Annotated in this window: 20 protein-coding genes and 3 tRNA genes; 1 reads left to right on the top strand and 22 read right to left on the bottom strand. The window is 42.4% G+C overall.

The annotated features are described in order from the left end of the window. Nucleotides 1-21: 21 nt before the first annotated feature. The 5 genes from AB5I83_RS06960 to AB5I83_RS06940 all read right to left on the bottom strand — a co-directional run bounded on the left by AB5I83_RS06960 (nucleotide 22) and on the right by AB5I83_RS06940 (nucleotide 5212). Nucleotides 22-633 (bottom strand): TorD/DmsD family molecular chaperone, encoded by a 612-nt coding sequence (locus AB5I83_RS06960; RefSeq protein ID WP_448974009.1) that lies wholly within the window; start codon nucleotides 631-633, stop codon nucleotides 22-24. A 19-nt stretch (nucleotides 634-652) separates the two neighbouring features. Continuing rightward, on the bottom strand, nucleotides 653-1336 hold the full coding sequence (locus AB5I83_RS06955; protein ID WP_214905272.1) for a 4Fe-4S dicluster domain-containing protein: 684 nt from the start codon (nucleotides 1334-1336) through the stop codon (nucleotides 653-655). 19 nt (nucleotides 1337-1355) lie between these two features. After that, nucleotides 1356-3899, bottom strand: coding sequence for a molybdopterin-dependent oxidoreductase (locus AB5I83_RS06950; protein WP_448974007.1), 2544 nt, complete (start codon nucleotides 3897-3899; stop codon nucleotides 1356-1358). A gap of 27 nt (nucleotides 3900-3926) precedes the next feature. Beyond that, nucleotides 3927-4877 carry an NrfD/PsrC family molybdoenzyme membrane anchor subunit gene (gene nrfD / locus AB5I83_RS06945; RefSeq protein WP_448974005.1) on the bottom strand — a complete coding sequence of 317 codons (951 nt, stop codon included), beginning with the start codon at nucleotides 4875-4877 and terminating at the stop codon, nucleotides 3927-3929. 86 nt (nucleotides 4878-4963) lie between these two features. Further along, the gene (locus AB5I83_RS06940) at nucleotides 4964-5212 is read right to left on the bottom strand and encodes a helix-turn-helix domain-containing protein (RefSeq protein WP_448974003.1); all 249 of its coding nucleotides are present in this window, start codon (nucleotides 5210-5212) and stop codon (nucleotides 4964-4966) included. 232 nt (nucleotides 5213-5444) lie between these two features. Here AB5I83_RS06940 and AB5I83_RS06935 point away from each other — a divergent pair, with 232 nt between their 5' ends. After that, the gene (locus AB5I83_RS06935) at nucleotides 5445-7175 is read left to right on the top strand and encodes a recombinase family protein (protein ID WP_448974001.1); all 1731 of its coding nucleotides are present in this window, start codon (nucleotides 5445-5447) and stop codon (nucleotides 7173-7175) included. Here AB5I83_RS06935 and rlmH read toward each other — a convergent pair. From rlmH to AB5I83_RS06850, 17 genes are all read right to left on the bottom strand, one after another. Further along, the gene (rlmH, locus tag AB5I83_RS06930; RefSeq protein WP_448973999.1) at nucleotides 7101-7580 is read right to left on the bottom strand and encodes a 23S rRNA (pseudouridine(1915)-N(3))-methyltransferase RlmH; all 480 of its coding nucleotides are present in this window, start codon (nucleotides 7578-7580) and stop codon (nucleotides 7101-7103) included. The genes AB5I83_RS06935 and rlmH overlap by 75 nt on opposite strands. 100 nt (nucleotides 7581-7680) lie before the next feature. Then, complete coding sequence (locus AB5I83_RS06925; protein WP_448973997.1) at nucleotides 7681-7851, bottom strand: CxxH/CxxC protein; 171 nt, start codon at nucleotides 7849-7851, stop codon at nucleotides 7681-7683. A 249-nt stretch (nucleotides 7852-8100) separates the two neighbouring features. Next, a complete protein-coding gene (locus tag AB5I83_RS06920; RefSeq protein WP_448973995.1) occupies nucleotides 8101-9336 on the bottom strand; it encodes a S1C family serine protease in 1236 nt (411 codons plus the stop codon). A 191-nt stretch (nucleotides 9337-9527) separates the two neighbouring features. Beyond that, the gene (locus AB5I83_RS06915; protein ID WP_448973993.1) at nucleotides 9528-10322 is read right to left on the bottom strand and encodes an MBL fold metallo-hydrolase; all 795 of its coding nucleotides are present in this window, start codon (nucleotides 10320-10322) and stop codon (nucleotides 9528-9530) included. Between the two features lie 6 nt (nucleotides 10323-10328). Further along, on the bottom strand, nucleotides 10329-11123 hold the full coding sequence (locus AB5I83_RS06910) for a two-component system regulatory protein YycI (protein WP_448973991.1): 795 nt from the start codon (nucleotides 11121-11123) through the stop codon (nucleotides 10329-10331). Then, nucleotides 11110-12423 (bottom strand): YycH family regulatory protein, encoded by a 1314-nt coding sequence (locus tag AB5I83_RS06905; RefSeq protein ID WP_448973989.1) that lies wholly within the window; start codon nucleotides 12421-12423, stop codon nucleotides 11110-11112. The genes AB5I83_RS06910 and AB5I83_RS06905 overlap by 14 nt, the downstream gene beginning before the upstream one ends. After that, nucleotides 12420-14240 (bottom strand): cell wall metabolism sensor histidine kinase WalK, encoded by a 1821-nt coding sequence (gene walK, locus AB5I83_RS06900; RefSeq protein WP_448973987.1) that lies wholly within the window; start codon nucleotides 14238-14240, stop codon nucleotides 12420-12422. Before walK ends, AB5I83_RS06905 begins: the two co-directional genes overlap by 4 nt. An 8-nt stretch (nucleotides 14241-14248) precedes the next feature. Then, nucleotides 14249-14959 carry a response regulator YycF gene (yycF, locus tag AB5I83_RS06895; RefSeq protein ID WP_448973985.1) on the bottom strand — a complete coding sequence of 237 codons (711 nt, stop codon included), beginning with the start codon at nucleotides 14957-14959 and terminating at the stop codon, nucleotides 14249-14251. A gap of 266 nt (nucleotides 14960-15225) precedes the next feature. After that, complete coding sequence (locus tag AB5I83_RS06890) at nucleotides 15226-16704, bottom strand: peptidoglycan DD-metalloendopeptidase family protein (RefSeq protein WP_448973983.1); 1479 nt, start codon at nucleotides 16702-16704, stop codon at nucleotides 15226-15228. Nucleotides 16705-17087: 383 nt separating this feature from the next. Then, nucleotides 17088-17160: transfer RNA gene (locus AB5I83_RS06885), tRNA-Phe, on the bottom strand. Nucleotides 17161-17464: 304 nt separating this feature from the next. Beyond that, a tRNA-Glu gene (locus AB5I83_RS06880) sits at nucleotides 17465-17539 on the bottom strand. Between the two features lie 40 nt (nucleotides 17540-17579). Beyond that, a tRNA-Lys gene (locus AB5I83_RS06875) sits at nucleotides 17580-17655 on the bottom strand. Between the two features lie 245 nt (nucleotides 17656-17900). Further along, on the bottom strand, nucleotides 17901-19190 hold the full coding sequence (locus AB5I83_RS06870; protein ID WP_167830971.1) for an adenylosuccinate synthase: 1290 nt from the start codon (nucleotides 19188-19190) through the stop codon (nucleotides 17901-17903). A gap of 250 nt (nucleotides 19191-19440) precedes the next feature. Continuing rightward, nucleotides 19441-20805, bottom strand: a complete 1365-nt coding sequence (gene dnaB / locus AB5I83_RS06865; protein WP_167830970.1) for a replicative DNA helicase — start codon at nucleotides 20803-20805, stop codon at nucleotides 19441-19443. Nucleotides 20806-20926: 121 nt separating this feature from the next. After that, nucleotides 20927-21376 carry a 50S ribosomal protein L9 gene (rplI, locus tag AB5I83_RS06860; protein WP_448973981.1) on the bottom strand — a complete coding sequence of 150 codons (450 nt, stop codon included), beginning with the start codon at nucleotides 21374-21376 and terminating at the stop codon, nucleotides 20927-20929. Further along, entirely contained in the window at nucleotides 21373-23346 is a 1974-nt protein-coding gene (locus AB5I83_RS06855; RefSeq protein ID WP_448973980.1) for a DHH family phosphoesterase, read from the bottom strand. Before AB5I83_RS06855 ends, rplI begins: the two co-directional genes overlap by 4 nt. A gap of 30 nt (nucleotides 23347-23376) precedes the next feature. Further along, nucleotides 23377-24318: a YybS family protein gene (locus AB5I83_RS06850; protein ID WP_448973978.1), complete on the bottom strand. Its 942-nt coding sequence runs from the start codon at nucleotides 24316-24318 to the stop codon at nucleotides 23377-23379. Between the last annotated feature and the right edge of the window lie 86 nt (nucleotides 24319-24404).

The raw sequence follows: 24404 nt of genomic DNA, 5'->3' as shown, positions 1-24404 counted from the left end.
CCTGTCCCTCCAATCCACTTTTTAAAGCGAAGAATAATCCAGCTTGATAAACCTTTCGGTGAGATTGCCGAGATGTTTATAGATTGCCAATTCAGCATGTTCCTGGATAGCGGCATTGAATTTCGGGATCCAATGGGTCAGGATCCGATACAAGAACTCTTTTTGCAGTTCGAGATACTCTAAATCGCCTGTCTCAATCAGTTTGAAATTCAGATAATACATGAACTCAAACTGGATGCTGATATGATCTGCTGGTTTTGAATGCATCGCCTGGACACAAAGTCCGCCGCGCTGGTAAAACGATTCAATTGTTTGGGTGGACCTCCCCATGACCTCCCACTTGTCCTCTAAATATATAGAGGAGTAAGGAGGTGCCAGGAGTTTAAATGGTCCAACAAACAGTCTGGCGTATTCAATTTCGTAATCTGTAAGACTCTGATTCTCATCCGTGAATATGCCGTTCATTTCATCACTTATTCCCAAAAGTTCTTCATCATCCGTTTCCTTTAATGATTCTTTTAGAAGATGAACGAAAAGACTTAAATCTTCGGCAGGTTCTTTATACATCAGTGATAGCAATCGGTATATCTCTGCCCGCTTTGAAATCAAAGAATCAGTCTGCATTGTGACCATCTAAACCACTCCTTTGCTTTTATCCCCGAACATAGAATACTCTTGGCTTCGTGCCCTTTTCCGGTTTCAATACCTGGCTGCTGTACTGGGCCAGCACCTTGTTGATGTCACTGTTCGGATCATCCAAATCCCCAAATGTCCGCGCATCAGCCGGGCAGGATTCAACACAATATGGTTTCAGATTATCTTTGATTCTATGATCACAGAAAGTACATTTCTCAACGATTCCCTTGCTTCTGATGCCTTCATAAGTAAAGGCACGATCCGCATTGTAGTAAGGCAGCTGCTGACCAGTTTTTTCTTGCAGTTCTTTACTGGTCGCTGTGCCGCCCTTGATGGCAGCTGCCGTTTCTTCCCAGCGGCGATGAGGTTTGTTTTTATTGAAATTGATGACTCCGTATGGACAAGCTTGCATACAGCTTTTACAGCCAATGCACTTATCCGGGTCATGGAGTGTCAGTCCGTTCTCATCCTTGTACATCGCCTGCGTCGGGCAAACCCTTACACAAGCTGCATCTTCACAGTGATTGCAGAGAGTCGGGACATATTTGTAGTTTACGTTTGGAAAGCTCCCCTTCGTTTCATGGAAGTAATGAGCCCAAAACATTCCGGTATCTACGTTATTCTCATTCTTGCAGGCGATCGAACATCCAGAACAGCCTACACATTTATGCAAATCTATTACCATTCCGTATTTAGTCATTTTTCACACCTCCAGCAGATTATATTTTCTCGATTTTGATTCGAGCCAGGCCGCCATGTCGGGCAGTTGCACCGCTTAAATGTTCGTAATCGCTCGGAAGGATTTCATTATTGTTGCCTCCGCGGGCGATCTTCTTTTGGTAATCCATTGTTGCAACCCTTCCATATGCCCAGTGACCCTGGCCATAACATTTGACCGCAACTCCAGGACGTGTACCTTCCCACTCTTTTACCGTTACTTCGATGGAGCCCTGGACTGATGTCACCTTTACCCTGTCACCAGACTTGACTCCGTATTTCTTGCAATCTACTGGATTGATTTTGATTACGTCATCCCACTTTTCATCGCCTGGATCCGCATCCTTGAATTCTTGGTACCAGGTTGTATTGGCTGAGCGGCCTTCCCGGTTTAGGCGTGAACGGTGTTCTGTGAAAATAAGCGGGAATTCTTTTTCGTCCCCATAACGAATTGGTTCTTCATAATGAGGTACAAATGCAAGATCGCCTCTTGCCTCATACTTCATTGACTCCATCACTTTATCGATGTTTGTGTTATGGCCCTTCGCATGCTCATCTAACAGGCCTTTCAATGTTTCACTGTAAAACTCGAATTTCGTTGATGCCGTTTCGAAACCCTCTTCCCAGTGCTTCTTATAAGGTGTTCGTTTCGCGTTCCATACGCCCACGTCCACAAATTCCTGCCAGGTGCTGATTTGGTCACCCTTTTTCTCTTCGGATGGGTGCCAGAGTTTTTTTGATAAAAACTTCGTAGCAACTAAATTGAACTCTTTTTCATTCGTTGCCTTCTTACCTGTTTCCGGATCGACAAATTCATTTCTATAATAATCGTAAACATTGGTGAAGCCCTTCTTTGCAAGGCTTTCTGCTATAAGCCAGCCAATTTCTGTCTCATCGACCTTGCAATCCCATAGTGGTTCGACCACTGGCTGTTGTATGGAACCGTAAGCATTCATGTTTTGCTTGCTCTTTATAACTCCCCATCTTTCAAAAAGCTGGTGGCAGGCAGGTAAAACAATGTCTGCATACTGGGTCATTTCCGCTGGGTTAACCGTAATGTGGACATAAAACGGTATTTTTTCCATCGCTTTTTCCCACCGCTGTGCGCCAGTACATGAGAAGACGAAGTTATTCCAATACCCAATTGCCATTTTGATATCGTAAGGGTCCTCATTCAGGATACCGTCCGCCACATTATTCGTGACAACCCCTTTGTGCAGTTCGCCTTTTGCGAAGGCAGGGAACTGAATCCGGCCACGCTGATCAATTTTCTCGTGCTTTTTACCTTTTTTGGCAACTTCGTCGAGATATCCATCCAAATCAGGAATATCTTGCAGAGGAACTTTTTCCCCGCGGTTCGTACCGCCGATATTCTCGACAGATCCTACGAGGGCATTCAACGCATGTGCTCCCATAGCCGTATAGCCGCCGCGAACCTGCATCGCTGAACCAGGGGCAAGCCACGAGATAGCTCTTGGTGCTGCTTCAGCGAAATCCCTGGCAACGCGGTAAATCTGTTCTGCCGGTACTCCAGCTATTTCAGCAGCCCACTCTGGTGTGCGATCCTTTAGTTCAAGATTCCACCATTTAACGATTCCGTACGTCTTGTTCTCTTCAAAGGAAGATTCATCAACGGCTGTCCCTTTTGCAAATAGGTTTTCACCGTCCTTGAAATCACCGACAAATTCACGATTCCAGATTCCTTCTTTTAAAATCACGTGGGCTATGGCTGAAACCAACGCTCCGTCCTGACCTGGAATGACTGGCAGCCACTCGTCGGCCTTGGAAGCAGTTGCGGAAAGACGAGGATCGATGACAGCAACTTTTGCCTGATCCAGTACTTTTCCGAACATGCTGATGGCGTGTGGCACCTGTCTATTCGATGCTACTGGATCTGTGCTCCACATGATTACATATCTTGTGTGCTCTAAATCATAATCACGATAGTCCCAGTATGCTTCAGTAACATAAGGTCCCAATTTCTCAGCCTCTGCACATATCGCACTATGTGATATATTGTTTGGTGACCCGAAAATGGTCGGCAATGCTTTATAAAAAATGTCAGCAGCGCCGGTATAACGCCCTCTGAATAGCGCAAATTTATGTGTTTCATGGCTCTTGCGCAGTTCCATCATTTTATCGGTAACCGCATCAATTGCCTCTTCCCAACTGATAGGCACAAACTTCGGATCTTCATGGCGCCCTTTTTTGGGATTGGTACGTTTCATCGGAACCTTGACTCTATCTGGATCATACAGCTGTTGGATGGCCAGATGCGGTCTTGGACAGATTTTGCCGTGGTTTCCTTTGGAGTTAGGATTTCCTCTTACCTTGATCGCCCTGCCATTTTCGACATACACTTGAACTGGACACCATGATGTACATCCCTGACAGGTTGATGCCAGCCATTTTCCGCTTTCAGCTTTTTGTTCTTTTTTGTCTGTTTCAGAAAATGCAGTGAGCATTGGTTTATTCGTTGATAAACCTGCAACGGTTGCTCCGGTTACTGCAGATGCTTTTATAAAACCTCTACGTGAAATTCCCATTTTGAAAGACCTCCTTTTTCAAATCGATTACAATCCAGCCAGCGGAATCTGGCCTGAGTATAGGATGATATGCTTGAAGGCATAGCTTCCGATCAAGACAACCACCGTAAAGATCATTGCTGTATAGAAGCTCATTTTTATTTTTTTAAGTGTTGAATAGCCAGCAATCGTAAGAGGGATCACAAGTCCGATCGCTACGACAAAGATCCACCAGTACACCCCAAAGTGGCTGATTAAGTTCTGATAAGCGATGATTGCTTCTGTTCCAGCTGAGTTAAGGCTGATTCTCCAGGTAAGGATGAGCAATGCCTGGATGGCTGCTAACGAACCTAACAGCTTTGAGTATGTGAAATTCTGAGCATCTGATGATACAGCTGTTTCTGAATATACTTCTTTGCCCCTGCCGATGATTGATCTCATGAAAACTGCTTCAACAACCATTAAGACACTGCTTCCTGATAGGATTGATGAAACGAGGAACATGACTGGAATCAAGCCGTTTGCCCAGCCCGCAACTCCAAGTGACATAAGCAGAAGTCCGTGGTATATCCCTACAGCAAGTGCGAATACCGAACCAGCAATTACTAATCCTTTAAAAATTCCCATTTGATATGCATTTTGTTTATACTTCCATACCACCAAAAAAATCACGAAAGACAGCAAGATGAATATCGTCTGAAGGAAACCTCCCCACGATGTAACGGACGTAGGATTGACATTGATGAATGTCGACAGCATTCGGAATGGCTTACCCAATTCAGTGAGAAGCGCGAACACTCCCAATCCAACTAATACCGGCGCAAGAATAAACCCTAACCTAGTGATCTTTAATGATTTCTCCTTGAATACCAGACTGAAATAGGCTGCAAGCAGGAAAACCCCGATGCCAACACCGCCAAGAAATAAATCAAGCGCGACACGATAATCCCAATATGCGTGAAAATCCATTTCCTTGACCTCCTTATCGATTAAATACATTTACTACACTCCTATCATCAAATATTTAGGGCAAAAAAAATATCAGTAAATCCCCTAATCTTTTGTAGGGAATTTACTGACAAAGTTTAGTTATTGCACTCATCGGGCTTTTCACACCAAATGCGCTCTTTTAGCTCATTAAAGGGAATATCCAAAGCATTAGAAAGCAATTCAATGTATTTATCACTCGGATATACCTTGCTGGATTCAGTGTCTTGTATAAATTTGGGTGATGTCTCCGTACGGAATGCTAATTCTTCTATCGACATTCCTAATCCTTCTCTAATAATTTGAATAATAAAGCCATATTCTTTACAAGGATCTCTTAACATCATAATCCTCCTCGACTTTTATATAAGTTAATAATTATATGATAATGGGTATTATTTAAGGAATGATTACACCATTGTAAATTAGATGTTGGATTTACTTAACATGTTATAAAGTTTAGAAAATTTATATATATGCCTATATACCCTATTACTTCATTGATAAATAAATTTAAAATCAGTTATTTTTAACTCCTTATATACCAATACTTTTATAAACAGGTAAAGGAGGATAAAAATGAATGAAATAAAAAGTGTTGCAATATACTGTCGTGTCAGTACAGAAGAGCAAGCAAGTGAAGGCTATAGTATTTCTGCACAATTACACACTTTGCGTCAATATGCTTCGTTATATGGTTGGCAGATTGCAGAGGAGTATGTTGATGAAGGTATTAGTGGTAAGAACATTAAAGGCCGCCCTGCATTGCAAAAGCTTAATTTAGACGTTGATAAGGGTAAATTTCAAGCTGTCCTTGTTTGGAAGATATCTCGTCTTTCTCGAAATATGTTGGATACTCTTGTATTACTAGAAAAATTTGATGAGTATGATGTGAAATTCATCTCATACTCAGAGAACTTTGATACATCGACCCCAATTGGGAAATTAGTTGTTCAATTGATGGCTTCTATTGCTGAGATGGAGCGAAATACCCTATCTGAAAATGTTAAACTCGGAATGACACAAAGAGCGAAAGAAGGTAATTGGAACGGAGGAGTAGTATTCGGATATGACTCCGTAGAGAAAGAGCTTGTTATAAATCCTGATGAGGCTAAAATTGTGAAGCATATTTTCCAATTGTATGCTGATGGCAAGGGACTTAAAGCTATAACTAACCATCTAAACAAAGCAGGTTACCGCACCAAAAGGAATCGACATTTTTCTATAAATGGTATTGCCACCATATTGGATAACCATATCTATATTGGAAAAATACGTTGGCTACAAGTTGAAAACTGGGATAAAAAACGAAGACGCGGAAAAAACCCCAACCCTATTTTAGTGGATGGAAAACATGAAGCAATTATATCCCATGATCTTTGGACTTTTGTTCGAGCAAGGAGACAAAGTAAATCATTTAAACAACGTCAATCTAATGAGCCATTCCTATTAAGCGGTATTCTTCGCTGTCCGGATTGCGAGCAAGGCATGGTACCATCTATAACGACTTATACACTTAAAGATGGAAGCAAACGGAAGCATCGCTACTATGTATGTGGCAATTTCCACAACAAAGGTTCTGCTGCTTGTAAAACGAATTCAATTAAAGCTTACGAGGCCGAAGATGTAATCATAAATCGTATAACCTCGTTCCTACATGATTCAGAACACTTCCTTAAGAGCATTGATAACATTAATAAGGAAAACATTCAATCGAACAAAGATATAAAAGAACAACTAGAGCTACTTCAAGTACAACTGGATGAAGCAGATGCCATGCAAGAAAAATATATGGAAGCCTTTGAGCAAAGCTTATTTCCTTTAACTATCTTACAAGAGCGATTACAAAAGGTGTCTAAACAAAAAAGTGACTTAGAACAAAATAAAAATGAACTTAGCACTCAACTAAGTTCATCTGACGTAAAAGTTATCAAACCTGACTTGATTAAGCATTTATTAGAAAAGTATGTTGAAGCATTTCAACAGTCTTCCAGAGAAAAGAAAAAGCATCTTTTTCAACTTTTACTTAAAAAAGTGACAGTAAAGCAATCAGATTCTCGTTCTCGAACTGTAGATAAAATTGAACTAGATTTCGACTTTTCCGAAGTTAATCTGTCCAAGACTTTCACACTTATCCACTCACTTTATCTTGAACCAGATGATACAGAGGAAACTCCCTCTTTTTTTCATGATTCAAACGAAAAAATGCCTCCTTATCTTCAAATTTTTTTGCCTCTATTTATGGTACGGTTCACCACGATTTATCCTGTAAGCACGGTAAATTTGCTCAACGAGGATCAATCGCATTAATTGGTGAGGGAATGTCATCTTTGAAAAGCTTAACTGCTCATCTGCCCTCTTCAAAACTTCATCACTCAATCCCAGTGATCCACCAATAACAAAAGCGATTTTGCTTTTTCCGTATGTGGCTAGTTTATCGAGTGTGTCGGCAAGTTCTTCTGATGACTTGAGCTTTCCGTTAATGGCGAGGGCGATCACATAGGTGTCAGGGCCAATTTTTGCAAGGATCCGTTCGCCTTCTTTTTGCTTGACCTGGACCATTTCGGTTCCACTCAATTCCTCGGGCGCTTTTTCGTCAGGCACCTCGATAACTTCCACTTTTGCATAGCTTCCCAGACGTTTTAAGTACTCCTCAATCCCTTGCTTGAGGTATTTTTCTTTTAATTTGCCAACCGTCACGATTGAGATATTCACAGTCATCCCCACTTTACAAACAGATTACAAACAGTTTACAAACAACTTATCAACAGGAGTTATCCACATATTCACATCGATATCCACATTTAGTAGGCGATCATTCGTTCGCCACAATATATACAGCAGGTTGTCCACAGTATCCACAGACAAACTCCGACTTATCAACAGACTCTAATTTCGTTAATTGAGGTGCTGTTTCAAACTCATCAACCGCTTCATCCAGCGCCAATTCTACATGTTCACCGCAGCAATACTTCATAACACTCATCCTTTCAGCTTCCTTTTATATGATTATTATTTGCTTATTTTCCCTTTAAAATTTATCCACAACGACCATTTTAACATACGAAAAGCGCAAGCGCCTTGGTCAGCCCCGACAAGCGCTGGAGGGCCTGACAGTGAAGTCGTTCTTTGACTTCATTGGCAGGACCGAAGCGTCTCGAGGGGCTAGGCGCTGTAGCTAGACACTTATAAAAAAAACAGGAAGCATTACGCCTCCTGTCCTTATCCACAACTCTTATAATGTTTCTCCACCCAGCTTCATTGTTGTTTCTTCCAGCTGGCCATTTCGATAGTACTTGACCTGCATATCGTCGCCAACCTTCTTTTTATTGTAAAGATGCTTGCGGAGGTCAACGACGTCACGAATTTCCGCACCATCCATTTCAATAATGACATCATACTCCTTCAATCCTGCCTGGGCAGCCGGTGAATTTGGCTGTACACCTCTGATTGCCACACCGTAGTTCACTTCCTTAGGAAGCTTCAGAGTATTCTGCTGGTGGTAAGATGAAATTTCATTGACTGAGGCCAATTCCACGCCCATGAATGGCCGCTGTACTTCCCCTGTTTTCTCCAAATCCTCAATGATTGGAGCTGCATAATTGATTGGGATCGATAAACCGATTCCTTCAACCGCACTTTGGGCAATCTTCATCGAATTAATGCCCACCACCTGGCCATCGATATTAATCAAAGCCCCTCCACTGTTGCCAGGGTTAATTGCTGCATCGGTCTGTAAAACTTCTGCTTGCCAATCGGGGGTTCCGTCCTGGTTGATATCGACTGGAATCGCCCGTTCTAAACCAGAGATGATTCCCTGTGTAACAGATCCTGAAAAAGTTAGTCCGAGTGGGTTACCAATTGCTATGACCGGTTCACCTGGTTTTAAGTTGTCAGAGTTTCCGAATTCAGCAACAACCTTAATCTGATCGGCTGAGACTTCCAATACAGCCAGGTCAGTCCAGATATCGCTTCCTAAGAGCTTGGCAGGTATTTTCGTTTCGTCGCTCAAACTGACCTCAAGTGCAGAGGCTTCAGCCACAACATGATGGTTTGTGACGATATAGGCTTTGCCGCCCTCTTTCTTATAAATTACGCCAGATCCCGTTCCGCCCGATTCCTGGGATTGCCCCCAGAAGCTCGTGCTCTCCTGGATATTCGTAATGCCCACTACGGCATCTCCCGCCTTGTCGACGGCTTCAGTGATCTGCGAGTAGACATCAATGGATACATTTTTTTTAGAAGTATTGCCTTCTTCACTTTCTTCAGCAGGCTCTTCGTCAGTTACGGCTGTTTGGTTATGAGGTTCTATTTTGTATGGCAGCACATCCAAGTTAGCTAATAGAGGAATCGAGAAGATCACCAATAAAGCACCTATGACTGCACCTGCCAGGCTGGCCCAGAAAAAGCCGCCTTTCCTGCTGTTTTGCGGTTTATACCGACTTTGATAATCCTGATCATAATAACCCAATGTCCACCAATCCTTTCTTTCATCGACCAATAGATACGTTAGTTATTTTTATATAGATTATTATACTATCAGTGATGGGAATTTCTAAATTAAAAGCCCCTCAATATACCTGGAAAATAAAAAAGAGCAAAAGCACCTGGTTGACCTGATGCCTTTACTCCTTTCCTAATTCATTCATTGCCATAAAAAAATTAAATTGCTGTCAAAGGGGTTGCAGTCTTCGGATCTGTATCTAGCAAATCGAATTGTTCTCCTACTAATATGCCCTTGCCTTCCAGGGTCTGGGTTACTGACATCCTGGCAAGATCCTTCATGTTGTTATCCGTGCTTAAATGAGCCAGATAAATCCGTTTTGTCTTATCCCCTGCGACTTCACTCATCGCGACAGCTGCATCCTCATTCGAGACATGACCATAATCACTCAGGATCCGTCGCTTGACGCTCCATGGATATCTTCCCATCCTCAGCATCTGGACATCATGGTTGCTTTCGAACACATAGGCATCAGCATTGGAGATGATCCCCTTCATCCGGTCGCTGACATAGCCAGTGTCCGTGATGAGCACCAGCTTTTTGCCGTCTTTATGGAATACGTAGAACATCGGCTCTGCCGCGTCATGCGAGACACCGAAGGATTCAATATCCAGACCGCCAAAGGTTTTCACGGTTTCCATGTCAAAAGAGAATTTCTGCTCTAGCGGGACTTCCCCAATCAAGCCGTCCATCGCTTTCCATGTCTTTTCATTCGCATAGATTGGCAGCTTATACTTACGGGCAACGATTCCTATGCCTTTTATATGATCGCTATGTTCATGCGTCACTAATATACCAGAGAGGTCTTTCATATTGCGGCCAATTTGATTGAATAATGCCTCCATCTGTTTGCCGCTCAATCCAGCATCCACCAAAAAGGATTGGCCCTCCGTCTCCACATAGATCGCATTTCCCGTACTCCCGCTGGCGAGAACACTAAAATGCAAACTCATATCTATTCACTCCGTCACTTTAATTTCTCCGTCTGACAACGGGATGACCCTACCCTCGAATGCATGTACAAAAAGGTTCTCCTTGCCATTGACTTCAATCCTCCATGTCGGTGTCACAACATGTGAGGCAGTCAGGGAAACAAGAGTGGAATAACCTAATTTAAAATCGGTAATTTTACTCTTCGGCTTGATCAAACCTTTTTTATATAGAGTTTCCACCGCCCTTAATGGCGGCAGTAACTCTTCTGCTTCCGAGAGCTCATCGATGATCTCCACATATGTTTGCTTATACGAAGTCACTTCATTATTTTCATTGAAATAAAACGTCAGTTTCGCATTGCTGTTATAGTAAAATGTCTTATTGTCGTGTTCCTGGTAATACGTAATTGTTTTATCTTCATCATTTTTGCTCCAGAATTTATACTCTTCACCAGCAAAAATGTTCGCTTTTATAAAATCAGACAGCTCGGCCGGCTGGAACTTGCTCGTTAATTTAAACGGCTTGTCCAGTTTAGCTTCAATAGAAGTCCCATCTCCGAGACTGACTGTCTGCCCTTTGGTCTTTGCCATCTCCTCGGTCGTGAAAACTTTCGTCCGCACACTTAGATACTGTTCTTTCTTTTTAATATCAGGGAGTTCAACATAAGTGATATCATCATTCTTCAGCTTTTCCTCCAGGGTCGCTTCCTTTGGGATTTCATACTGGGCAGCATCCCTCGTATTATTGAACTGATAGACAAGATAGACATCGAGGACGAGGAACGTAAGAATAAAGATTGTCTTAATCCTACTCCAATCCATTATTCAATTCCTCCTCCCATATCAGCTGCCTCCACTGCTGATCATATAAATAGAACCATCCAGGCTCCAGCAGAATCAATGAATTTTCTGGTCCCTGAGTCATGTAATAGCCAGGCATAAGGTTTTGAAGCAGCTCCAGCTTAAAATCCTTCTTGCTTTGCAGGTGCTCCAGCGCTTCATATCCGGACGGCAATGTCTTTGTGACGACATCTGGATTCAAAGGCAGCTCCAGGTGGAATCCTGGGCGCACATATCTGCTGATTTCCGATTGTCTCCACTGCTGATAAATCTCTGACATCCCTATTTGGTTAAACACAGGGTAACCTTCCTTACTGTACAGTCGGAAAAGGACATTCTGGTTAAAATCATCCTTATACACATATCGGTACGTTTCCGTCCAGCCGCCATGGCTATTCACAAACTCGATACTTTTCTGTAAAACATTGTTCGTGCCGATAACCGAATCACCGGTCCGAACTGGATTCACATAGTTAATCATATTGGTTTGCGTATCCACGATCATTTTGCTGGCATCATCGGTGTATTCCTCCACCCCATCAACCATGCTGCGCTGAACAAAGCTCGGATCCGCGAATAGCGCATCTTTGAACTGTTCTGAATCCAATGGATTCTGGTAATAAGTATGCATCACCATTTTCACTTCTTCGGTTGGCAGATAGATCTTCCTAATGTCTGATACGGTATAAAGGAAATATGGTGTCAGCCTTCTTGAAGAATCATAGTATTTTTTCGTAAAACTATTTATATAGGAAGGACTGACATTGCTAACATAGGCTTCCTGGTTTTTTTGCGAGTAAAAATAGACAATTCCCTCTTGCTTTTGCTGGGTTTCGGAATTGATGATAATCCTGTCAAAATCAAACTTCGGGATATTCTTCTCGTCAATATTCAATACTCTTTTATAAAGTTCAATCGGTACTTCATCCGGAAAAATGATTTCGGTATTTTCACCCTGGACTATTCTTTCATTAAAATCACTGATTCGTCCGGGATACTGTTCCACATCAAAGTATTTCCATTTCGAAATGACTCCAATAAGATCATCAATATGGCCATTGTCTACAGAGCCAAACTGTTTCCCGCCTACATGATAAATAATCTGGTGTGGCTTAACGATTTTCTTAAGTTCCTTCTGTGTGGCAATGTTGATTTCTTCAACTGTTCTTTGATTGTTGACCAACTCATATTCCGGCTGGTATGTCCAAATATTCCAGGTTAAAAAACCACTCAGCGCGACGAGAAATGTTAAAATAACAGATTTTATATTTTCATATGTCATGACCAATCATCCTCTGCACTTCGGTCATATGGAAGCGTAAATTGAACAGTAGTTCCCTTTCCCTCCACACTTTCTGCCCATATTCTGCCGCCATGGGCATTGACCATTTCCTTGGCAATGGCCAGTCCAAGTCCAGTCCCGCCAAGTTTCCTTGTCCTGGCTTTATCGACACGGTAAAAGCGATCGAAAATTTTATCAAGATTATCTTTCGGGATGCCGACCCCTTCGTCAGAGATGCTAGCGACAATCTGGTCATCCAGCTCTTTCACTTCGAACGTAATCTTTCCGCCTTCAGGTGAATACTTCATGGCATTAGAAATGATATTATCAAGTACTTGCGTAATTTTATCTTCATCTATTTCTACGAAAATCGCATCCTCCGTGATTTCCCTTTTGAAGGAAACATTTTGTTCCTTCGTCATTTCAAATCGGTCAATGATCCTGTTAAAAAAGATCGGAAAGTTGACCCATTCTTTTGAAAGGCGATAATCGACGCTATCCAGTTTTGAAAGCTGGAGCAAATCGTTAACAAGCCGGATCATCCGCTCTGTTTCACCTCTGGTCGTCTCTAGGAAGTTTGGAGCGATTTCCTCATCCCTCCAAGCTCCTTCCGCTAACGCTTCGAGATAGCTGCGCATCGTTGTCAGTGGCGTACGCAGTTCATGGGAAACATTCGCAACGAATTCGCGTCTCTCCATATCAATTTTCTCTTGTTCTGTGATATCGTACAGGACAGCAATCAATCCATTCACAAAGCCACTTTCCTTCTGAATCACAGAAAAGTTTGCCCGAAGGATAAATGGCTTGCTTTTCGTACTGTAATCAAGGACGATCGAATCTTTCTCCTGCAGTAAATCTTCAAACGTATAGTTTTCATCCAGACCAAGCACGGAAACCAAGGGTTGTGACAGCACTGTTTCACGTGGAACACCAAGCATCTGTGTCGCAGGGTCATTGATCAGGATAATGCGTCCCTTCCGGTCAGTCGAAATGACACCGTCAGTCATATAGGAAATGACAGAGGAAAGCTTCCTTTTCTCCCCTTCAGTTGTTGCCTGGGCTTCCTGCAGCTTCTTCGTCAAGTTGTTGAAAGTGATCGCAAGTTGGCCAATTTCATCGTAGCCATACACTTTTACCTTCCTGGAAAAATTGCCGCGCGTCATGGCCAGGGCTTGTTTACGCATATCCGATATCGGCCTCGTGATCGTCTGTGCCAGCAAGATTCCTAAAATAGCTGTGAAAATCAGGGCAATGGCTGTTCCGGTAGCCAGAATTTTATTGATATCATTCATCTGCTCAAAGATATCATCAATCTGGGCTACAAGATAGACAGCGCCTATTGCTTCACTGTTATGCATGATAGGTGTGGACAGTACCCAAACCCTATCCTTGCCTTTCAGCTGGATTCCGTCTTCATCTTCTTCAAAGATGATCGAACGCTTGATTTTGACATCAGGTGTCCTTTGCCCCACCATTCCCTGATTAGTGGAACTTGATGTACCTAGTACTTTAAAGCTACTTCCGTCAATTACCCGGATTTCAGAAATATCATTGGCTTTATAATCTCTCAAAATCTCCCTGATTGCTTCCTCTTTCGTCGGATCTTCCTTTCCCCGCTCCTTGACCAGTTCTTCTTGTATATCATAAACCAGCAGGTCCACACGGGATTTTATAGATTCCTGGTAATTCGTCATCAGAGTCGTTTCAAGTTTCCGGACAAAGTAAACTCCGATGATTTGCATGGCAACCAGAATAAGAAGGACATAGATAATCACAAATTTAAGATGAATGGATCGAAAGAAACCTACCTTTTTCATCCCTGTCCTTACTCCTGCTCAGAGTTTCTCAAATAGTATCCTACTCCTCGTCTTGTCACAATCCATGTCGGGTGGCTTGGATTATCCTCAATTTTTTCACGCAGACGTCTTACCGTAACGTCTACTGTTCTGACATCTCCATAATAGTCATAGCCCCAAACCGTTTGCAGCAAGTGCTCCCTTGTCATGACTTGTCCAATATGCTTAGCAAGATAATGGAGAAGCTCGAATTCACGATGCGTCAATTCAATCGTTTCTCCTCTTTTAGAAACAACATAAGCATCCGGGTGGATCGTCAAGGAACCAACGGTGATCTCGTTCGATTCCTCTTGCTCATCCTCCTTGATCGCACTCTGCTGATGTCGGCGAAGATTCGCTTTTACCCTTGCAATCAATTCCCTTGTGCTGAACGGCTTCGTTACATAGTCATCCGCTCCAAGCTCAAGTCCTAGAACTTTATCGATTTCAGAGTCCTTGGCAGTAAGCATGATTATCGGCATCTCGTATTTTTTGCGTACCTCACGACAAACCTCCATGCCATCACGCATCGGCAGCATGATATCCAGCAGGATCAAATCTGGCTGAACTTCCTCCACCATCTCAACTGCCTGGTTCCCATCATATGCACAATAAACATCGTAGCCCTCTTTTTTAAGATTGAACTGTAAAATATCTGCAATTGGTTTTTCATCGTCTACTACGAGTATTTTCTTCTCCATACCAATTCTCCTTTTAAGCCAAATTATCAATCGTATATGAATAATTCTTATCTTTGTAAAAATGCTATCTTATCTATTTTACTGTAAATCAGAGAAAAACTGAATTTTTCTGTTATATAACTTCTATTCTTCTCTTCCCAATTGTACCAATCCTGCCCATAACAATAAACTGTCAGGATTATAATGATTTGGGAGCTGAAAACCAAGGAGATTTCAAGCTCTAACAAAAAAAGTCTCTAGTTTGGCTAGAGACTTTCATTTAGGTTTTATTTTAATTTAGACATTGGATCGATAATTCTACCATTTTGATATACTTCAAAATGCAGATGGATTCCAGTTGAATTACCTGTTCTTCCCATAATGCCAATTTTAGAACCACTGGAAACTGACTGGCCTACACTTACTGAGATGGATGCAAGGTGCGCATACATTGTACGGTAGCCGTTTTGATGGTCGATGATGATTTTGTTTCCATATCCATCGCCCTTGTTGCCAGCATAAACGACTTTTCCATTATCAGCAGCCTTGATTGTATAGTTGCTTGGTCTAGCGATATCGATTCCTTTATGCATCCTGCTCCAGCGATAACCCTGGCGGCTGGATACATACCCGCCATTTGTCGGCCATACAAAGGTTCCATCTCCGCGCGAAGGAACAACCTTGGTGCCTTTGATGATGATTTCTTTCACAGGCTCTTCAAGAACTGTTTCATTAATAACTTCCTTCTTGGTTACCCTGCCATTTTGTTCTGACACAGAATAGGTGATACCATTCATGCCAACTTTGCCTTCTTGCTGCGTCTTCGTATCTCCCTTGAACATGGAAGAATCTTCTTTGACTTCTCTTTCGAAAGGCACTTCTTTTTGTTCATAAACCTGGCGATTAACCACGACTTCAACGAATGGCTTCAAGACAGTCACATTTAGCTCCTGGCCTGGCTTCAGAACTGTATTCTCATCAAATCCTGCATTTAAAGAAAGCAATTGAGCAAGCGTTAGATCGTGGTCATTTGCGATGCTCCCCAATACATCCCCTTCTTTAACCTGGTACTTCTGTTCCTCTAAAGTACCCTTTTTAAGGAACTGGACAGCTTCTGCTACAGAAAGTACCTTTTCGGGATCAACTTTTTCTTCAGAATGTGAAACTTCGTTAGTTAAATAAACGTCTAATATACGAGTTTCATTTTCTTTCACTTCGGGTACTGGTAGATTAGGAGATTCTTTTCTACTCTCCACTTCAGCTAATTCTTCTTCTGTAACGTGTTCGAGCATTAATGTCCTAAGTACTTCTTTTGCGGCTTCAGCATCTTTTACATATGCTACTGGCTGATCAGCAATCATAAGAGCTGTCGCTTCGGCCTGGACAGCCATCTCGTCTTTAAGAACTTCTATTACTTCACTTGTATTTGCATTTGCAGCTGAGCTGAACACTTGCTCAGGAATAAAAGATACGTCTAACCCAAGTTCGACATCTAGATCCGCATATTCCTTCTTCACAGATGTCAGCTTATCTTCTACCAGCTGTTCTACTTGTGCTTTATCTGCTACAGTTCCTATAAACTTATCATTTACATATACATGATACAAAGTTGTTAATTCAGAATCCGCCGCTAGTGCAGCACTTCCTGCACCAAAAGACAACGCAGCTACAGTCACTGCAGCCATGATCGACTTTTTAATTGCTGGCTTCATCTCTCTAGATGTTTTGCCGGCAAGATTGGACAGCCTATGTTTTAAATTATTCATCCTGATCCTCCTACAACGGTCAAACACTATTAGTCTAGTTCTAAATAACTATTATCTGATAATTGTACCTTTATACTTTACCATATAATGTATCAATGGGAAGACTAGTCTTCATTATGTAACAAAATTGTATAATAGCTGACATTTAATTACGTTTTTTGTAAGTTATATGGAATTTGTTATCGGAATATTTTCCTATTCTGCATATTAAAAACGAGCCGAAAACCTAGTAATAACAGAGCATTCTCCTACTTTTGCAGGATTATTTTTGAACATTGTTGTTAATAGCAACACAAACATGTTAATAATAGGAAGTTTATCGTTATATTACATAAATGTTACAAAAAAAAGGAGCATGTCATATGACACGCTCCCTTTTTTAATGGCTCAGGACGGAATCGAACCGCCGACACAAGGATTTTCAGTCCTTTGCTCTACCGACTGAGCTACTGAGCCAAGATAAAAATTGTACCCTAATCATTATTTGGTTTGAGTCCTTTGCTCGAATGACCTCTCGGTCTTTCTCGCAGGTTGCCGCTGAAGCAAAGTCGATGATGTGAGCAACCTGCTCTACCGACTGAGCTACTGAGCCAAGATAATAAGTTGTTCCCTAAACTTCGATTGGTTTAGGTCCTTTGCTCGAATAACCTTTCGGTCTTTCTCGCAGGTTGCCGCTGAAGCAAAGTCGATGATGTGAGCAACCTGCTCTACCAACTGAGCTACTAAGCCATGGTACTACTAATCAATAAAATATGTATAATGGTGACCCCTACGGGATTCGAACCCGTGTTACCGCCGTGAAAGGGCGGTGTCTTAACCGCTTGACCAAGGGGCCATATTAAAGTTAAACCTTTTCGCTATCGCGGAAAAAAACTTGGTGAGCCATGAAGGACTCGAACCTTCGACCCTCTGATTAAAAGTCAGATGCTCTACCGACTGAGCTAATGGCTCGTATCAAAGCTTATCATTTTTTGTCGAATTAGTGACAACGTTGTTTATATTACCATAGCATTTTGTCATTTGTATATATTTTTTTAAAACTTTTTTCATTTTTCTTTTCCCTTTTAAATTTACTATTGAAATACAGGCTATTTCCACGAATTAAATTGGCATTTTGCCAACTGTAAAGCAGCAGTAACCTACCATAACAAAACAAGCCCCTGATCCAAAGAGATCAGGGGCAAAGTTGAGATTAATTATGATCTCCAAGGGCTGCGGACTACATTTGTTTGGGTGCGGTCCGGGCCGACAGAGAAGATTGACAATGGGATGCCTGTCAGCTGTGAGATACGCTCGAGATAGTGTCTTGCGTTCTCAGGCAGTTCATCGAGTGATTTTACGCCTGTGATGTCTTCTGTCCATCCTGGCAGCTCCTCGTAAACTGGCTCACATTCAGCAAGTGTCTTGAGACTTGCTGGGAATTCTTCAATCAACTCGCCTTTGTAACGATAGGCGACACAAATTTTAAGTGTTTCGATTCCAGTCAATACATCGATTGAGTTTAAAGATAGGTCAGTGATTCCGCTGACACGGCGGGCATGTCGGACGACGACACTGTCGAACCAGCCGACGCGGCGAGGGCGTCCAGTTGTCGTACCATACTCGCGGCCTACTTCACGGATTTGGTGGCCGATTTCGTTATCTAGCTCTGTAGGGAATGGTCCATCACCCACACGAGTGGTATAAGCTTTTGAAACTCCAACAATATGAGTGATTTTGGTCGGTCCAACTCCTGAACCAATCGTGACACCACCTGCTACTGGATTGGATGATGTGACGAAAGGATATGTTCCCTGGTCTATGTCGAGCATAACGCCCTGTGCACCTTCAAATAATACACGACGGCCATCATCCAATGCATCGTTTAGCACAACAGATGTGTCAACAACATAATCCTTGATTTGCTGACCATACTCATAATACTCATCCAGAATGTCCTCAAGCTTGAATCCTTCTGTTTCGTAAATTCGTTCAAGCAGGCGATTCTTTTCTTCCAAGTTACGAGAAAGCTTTTCTTCAAATACTTCACGATCCAACAGGTCGGCAATCCGAATTCCGGTACGTGCAGCCTTATCCATGTAGGCAGGGCCGATTCCCTTCTTGGTCGTTCCAATTTTATTGGCGCCTTTGCTCGCTTCTTCCACCTCATCAAGCTTTAAGTGATAAGGAAGGATGACATGCGCGCGGTTGCTGATGCGCAGATTGTCTGTCTTGACATCTTTGTCGTGAAGATAAGCAAGTTCCTTCACTAACGCTTTTGGATCCACAACCATTCCGTTGCCGATGACGCTGATTTTATCATTATAGAAAATTCCTGATGGAATTAAATGCAATTTATATGTTTCACCATTGAACTTAATTGTATGTCCGGCGTTGTTACCTCCCTGGTAACGGGCAATCACTTCGGCATTTTCTGATAGGAAGTCTGTAATCTTCCCTTTTCCTTCGTCTCCCCATTGTGTCCCTACTACTACTACGGATGACATATAAAAAGCACCTCCAAAGGTATACGGTAATTTTTTTCCGTTTCAAACATATAAAGTTTACCAGCATTCTCAGGTGAAAGTCAACAAAACACGAACATTAATTTTATATAACATTTGTTTCGTTCGTAAAAATACCAGAGAGTAAAGAGTTATATTGTATGTAAGCCGGCTTTTACTAAGGATGTGAAAGCAAATTAGTTTACGAAATGAGACTAAAAAAAAGAGAATCAACCTATACGGTCAATTCTCATTATGCCCCTGGTGGAGCGTACGATTCGTCATATCTATTCTCGATATTAACGAATTTATTGTATTCTTTTACAAAGGCCAGCTTGACGGTGCCTACCGGGCCGTTACGCTGCTTAGCAATAATGATTTCGATGATGTTCTTGTCTTCGGATTCTTTGTCATAATAGTCATCACGATAAAGGAAGGCTACGATATCGGCATCCTGCTCAATTGAACCGGATTCACGGATATCAGACATCATCGGACGCTTGTCCTGTCGCTGTTCCACTCCACGGGAAAGCTGGGACAGTGCGATAACAGGCACCTGCAATTCACGCGCCAATTGCTTGAGGGAACGGGATATCTCGGATACTTCCTGCTGACGGTTTTCGCCGGCACGGCCGCTTCCAAGGATCAGCTGCAAGTAATCGATCATGATCATGCCAAGTCCCTGCTCCTGCTTTAAGCGTCGGCACTTTGACCTGATATCGGTAATTTTAACGCCAGGGGTATCATCTATGAAGATTCCTGCGTTAGACAAGCTTCCCATTGCCATCGTCAGTTTGCCCCAGTCCTCATCATTCAGGGAACCTGTACGAAGCCTCTGTGCATCGATATTTCCTTCAGCACAAAGAACACGCATGACCAGCTGCTCTGCGCCCATCTCCAAACTGAAGATCGCAACATTTTCTCCTGTCTTTTTCGCAACATTCTGGGCGATATTCAAGGCAAATGCTGTTTTACCAACCGAAGGACGGGCACCAACGATAATCAAATCATTACGTTGAAAGCCTGCAGTCATTCGATCAAGCTCGGTAAAGCCTGTCTCAAGACCGGTGATATCCCCTTTGCGGTTATGCATTTCCTCGATATTATCATAGGTCCTGACAAGGACATCCTTGATATTATGGAAGGCTCCTCCGCCTTTACGCTGGGCAACCTCCATAATGTTCTTTTCTGCTTCGGCAAGTAATGCCTCGACTTCATCCTCACGCAAATAGCCATCTTCAGCGATGCCTGATGCTGTCCGGATCAGCCTTCTTAACAATGATTTTTCTTCTACGATTCTAGCATAATACTCTATATTAGCAGCCGTCGGCACGGATGCAGCCAATTCACTTAAATAACTGACGCCTCCAACATCTTCAATCAGCTTGGATGATGCCAATTCCTCAGTGACTGTCACAAGGTCAATGGCTTTGCCTTTATCATTTAAATCCAGCATGACGTTAAAGATTTTCTGGTGCGCTACACGATAAAAGTCGTCGGGTAATAATATTTCTGAAGCAAGAGTTAAAGCTGATGGCTCTAAAAATATTGCGCCAAGTACGGCTTGTTCCGCTTCCATGTTTTGCGGCGGAAGTCGATCCGCGAATAATTCACTCATCTGCCTGCCCCCTTACAGAATTGATTCTCTCTTCTAATTGAAAAAAGTGATCAGCAGAACCGATCACCTATTTCTGTAACTATATTATTTTATCATGTTTACAGCTATATGGAACTGTAAATTATTTACCTTCTTTTACATGGACATTCAAAGTTGCCTGTACATCTTTATGAAGCTTGACTGGAACCTTTGTGTATCCAAGTGTGCGAATGGCATCCGAAAGCTCAATTTTACGCTTATCAAGCTTGATGCCGTTGGCTTTTTGCAGTTCATCAGCAATCTGCTTGCTAGTGATTGAGCCGAATAGACGTCCATCCTCACCAGATTTCGCAGATAGTTCAACTGTAACCTTTTCCAGCTTTTCCTTTAATGCTTTCGCATCTTCAATTTCCTGCTGGGCCATTTTCTCTTCTTTCTTTTGTTGGGCACTCAGGGAACTCATAGCAGCTTGATTTGCTTCAACCGCAAGACCCTGTTTGATCAAGAAATTGTGTGCGTAGCCATCTGCCACATTTTTGATTTCGCCTTTTTTTCCTTTTCCTTTAACGTCCTTCAAAAAGATTACTTTCATTCTTTTTGTCCCCCTTCTAAATAATCATCTATAGCATTTTGTAAAAGTGTTTCTGCCTCATCAGTAGATATATCATACATCTGTGTCGCAGCATTCGTTAAATGCCCGCCACCATCTAGATTTTCCATGATCACCTGGACATTGATGTCGCCAAGTGACCTTGCACTTATGCCAACTGTATCTTCGGATCGTTTTGCGATGACAAAGGATGCTGAGACTCCATCCATCGTTAACAGAGTGTCTGCAGCCTGTGCAATCAGCACATGGTCACAGTAAACATCGTCTGCCCCTTTTGAAATGACAATCCCATCTCGATAAAAATAAACATTCTCAATAATTTTAGCTCTTCTGATATACGTATTAATATCCTCTTTTAAAAACTTTTGGACCAAAATGGTATCCGCACCATGGCTGCGCAGGTATGAAGCAGCATCGAAAGTCCGCGCTCCGGTCCGTAAGGTGAAGCTCTTCGTATCGACGATGATTCCCGCCAATAAAGCCGTAGCCTCAAGCATCTGGATTTTACCGTGTTTCGGCTGGTATTCCAGAAGCTCTGTCACAAGCTCAGCTGTCGATGAAGCATAAGGCTCCATATAGACAAGCAATGGATTTTTGATGAATTCCTCTCCCCGGCGGTGATGATCGATCACGATGACGTTCTCAATCCGATTCAATAATCGCTCATCAATGACCAGCGATGGCTTATGCGTATCGACAACGACAAGCAATGTATCATCTGATGCAATTTCATATGCCTGTTCCGGTGTTATGAACCTAGAGTAGAGGGAATCATTTTCCTTAATCTCATCCATCAGGCGCTGTACACCTGTATCGATTTCATTTTTATTATAAACGATAAATCCTTCACGCTTATTCATCTGTGCTACTTTAAGAATCCCGATCGCCGAGCCGATGGCGTCCATATCTGGGTTCTTGTGTCCCATGATTAAGACCTTGTCACTCTCGACCACCAATTCCTTCAAGGCATGGGAAATGACTCGCGCCCTTACCCTTGTTCGCTTTTCTACAGGATTGGTCTTGCCGCCATAAAACTTAACTTTGCCATTAGGCTGTTTGATTGCGACCTGGTCACCACCCCGTCCCAAAGCCAGATCCAGGCTGGATTGCGCCTGTGAACCAAGTTCAGGAAGCGAAGAATACCCCGTACCAACCCCAATACTCAAGGTCAATGGTACATTTTGCTTCGATGTCGTTTCCCTTACTTCATCAAGAATCGAGAATTTCCCTTTTTCCAGCAGCTGGAGAATATGTTCACTAAAAACAGCGATGAACCGCTCAGATGAAACTCTTTTGAGGAATACCCCGTTATTGGTTGCCCACTTATTTAAGATGGACGTCACAAGACTATTCAAGCTGCTTTTTGTCTGATCATCCATTCCCTGAGTGAGTTCCTCATAGTTATCAAGGTAAATGATTGAAATAACAGTGCGCTCATCATGATACATTTTTTCAATTTCTGCCTGTTCGGTCACGTCGAAAAAGTAAAGCAGCCGCTCTTCAGGCTTATGGATGACCCTGAATTTACGGGCATGAAGAGTGATGATTTCTGTTTCCACTTCTTGCTTAATCAGTGGAATGACGGCATCGGCCACATCATACAGTGATTTGCCTACCAGCGAATCTTCATTGAAACATGCAGCAATGAAAGGATTCGTCCACTCAATATAATAGTCATCATTAACCAGCATAATCCCAATTGGCATTTCCATCAAAGCTTCTTCGCCGACTTTTTTCACCCGATAAGACAGCGTGGAAATATACTCTTCCGTCTCTTGCCTTATTTTATGATTAACTTGAAAAATCATATATATCAACAGGCCAGTGAGAATGAACCCTGCTGCTCCTATAATCCAGTTATAGTAAGCCAGGAATCCAATCAGCACTAGTGTTACGGCCATCAATCCATACAATGGATAGCGTATTTGCCGCCTCTCTAAATAAGAAGGCATGTGCTCAGCTCCTAAAGCGTTAGTTTCTGATTACTTCTTCTCCCCAAGACGTTTTCTTAAGTCAAACCCTAAATCAATTATACCTAATATCCTCACAATATAAAGAACAAATGGCAGGAGGAAAGTCAGGACAAGGACGATGATTGGGACAGCTTTAGGATAGTTTTTAATATCAGTTACATAAAACACTAACGAGAGTCCCTGAAGGACCATCAGCATTTGCAGGATGAATGTTAGATTAGAAATTACCCAGAACAAGTATGTGCCCTTTTCTGGCTGTATGATCAATGCTGCAATCATCGTAATAAGATAGTACCAAAGAATGCTCTTCGGCAGATTCAATTCCCTGAACGGAGGCCAGGTTGGCACCTTGATCCCGAACCGCTTCAAGAATGGGAACGAGACAAGCTGAAGCAGGAACACAATCAGGAATGACGCCATGACGAACATGCTCGGCATGAGGACTTCCATCATATCGATCATGGTTTCAAATTGTTTGATAAGCATCTCATCGGGTGCCTGTCCCATTTGTTCCAGCAATTTAATCGCCTGGTCAGTAGAGGCACGAAATGCATCCATCAATTCATCGATAATATTTATTTTGAACAAGATGACCGACAACGCATATTGTACCACCAAATTCAAAAGGAAAACGAGGGCACCAGCTATGTATGCTGCAAATTTACTTTTCCCTTCCCTGACCATGTACCCCATCACAGCCCCCGTTGTCCCATATGTCAATGCAAGCGGGATTGCCAGGAGCGAACCTAGAATCATGGATAATAAGACAGCTGCCAGTGTAAAAACAGCCGTGCTTTTCCCATCATACTTAGCCCCGAAAAATAAGAACGGCAAAGAAAGGAACAGGTTAACAATTAACCCCAGGCCAGGTATATAAAAAGTGATCAATAATAAAACCGCAAAAATCGCTAACAGGATGGCACCTTCCGTCAGCTTGTATGTATTCTTCATAATCCACCGCCTTGGTCACTATAAGGTTCAAGCTAGATCTATAACAGTTTCCTGAACCATGGAGCAGCCATTTTTAAAATAACCGA

Source organism: Mesobacillus sp. LC4 (assembly GCF_053543455.1).
This window is presented reverse-complemented; position numbering and strand designations above follow the sequence as displayed.

Coding starts and splice junctions, on each gene's coding strand:
- AB5I83_RS06935 (WP_448974001.1), top strand. CDS start 5,445: ATGAATGAAATAAAAAGTGTTGCAATATACTGTCGTGTCAGTACAGAA.
- AB5I83_RS06950 (WP_448974007.1), bottom strand. CDS start 3,899: ATGGGAATTTCACGTAGAGGTTTTATAAAAGCATCTGCAGTAACCGGA.
- AB5I83_RS06870 (WP_167830971.1), bottom strand. CDS start 19,190: ATGTCATCCGTAGTAGTAGTAGGGACACAATGGGGAGACGAAGGAAAA.
- AB5I83_RS06940 (WP_448974003.1), bottom strand. CDS start 5,212: ATGATGTTAAGAGATCCTTGTAAAGAATATGGCTTTATTATTCAAATT.
- AB5I83_RS06915 (WP_448973993.1), bottom strand. CDS start 10,322: ATGAGTTTGCATTTTAGTGTTCTCGCCAGCGGGAGTACGGGAAATGCG.
- nrfD (WP_448974005.1), bottom strand. CDS start 4,877: ATGTATTTAATCGATAAGGAGGTCAAGGAAATGGATTTTCACGCATAT.
- AB5I83_RS06850 (WP_448973978.1), bottom strand. CDS start 24,318: ATGAAGAATACATACAAGCTGACGGAAGGTGCCATCCTGTTAGCGATT.
- AB5I83_RS06960 (WP_448974009.1), bottom strand. CDS start 633: ATGGTCACAATGCAGACTGATTCTTTGATTTCAAAGCGGGCAGAGATA.
- yycF (WP_448973985.1), bottom strand. CDS start 14,959: ATGGAGAAGAAAATACTCGTAGTAGACGATGAAAAACCAATTGCAGAT.
- dnaB (WP_167830970.1), bottom strand. CDS start 20,805: ATGAGTGAATTATTCGCGGATCGACTTCCGCCGCAAAACATGGAAGCG.
- AB5I83_RS06905 (WP_448973989.1), bottom strand. CDS start 12,423: ATGACATATGAAAATATAAAATCTGTTATTTTAACATTTCTCGTCGCG.
- rplI (WP_448973981.1), bottom strand. CDS start 21,376: ATGAAAGTAATCTTTTTGAAGGACGTTAAAGGAAAAGGAAAAAAAGGC.
- AB5I83_RS06955 (WP_214905272.1), bottom strand. CDS start 1,336: ATGACTAAATACGGAATGGTAATAGATTTGCATAAATGTGTAGGCTGT.
- AB5I83_RS06925 (WP_448973997.1), bottom strand. CDS start 7,851: ATGAGTGTTATGAAGTATTGCTGCGGTGAACATGTAGAATTGGCGCTG.
- AB5I83_RS06890 (WP_448973983.1), bottom strand. CDS start 16,704: ATGAATAATTTAAAACATAGGCTGTCCAATCTTGCCGGCAAAACATCT.
- AB5I83_RS06855 (WP_448973980.1), bottom strand. CDS start 23,346: ATGCCTTCTTATTTAGAGAGGCGGCAAATACGCTATCCATTGTATGGA.
- AB5I83_RS06910 (WP_448973991.1), bottom strand. CDS start 11,123: ATGGATTGGAGTAGGATTAAGACAATCTTTATTCTTACGTTCCTCGTC.
- walK (WP_448973987.1), bottom strand. CDS start 14,240: ATGAAAAAGGTAGGTTTCTTTCGATCCATTCATCTTAAATTTGTGATT.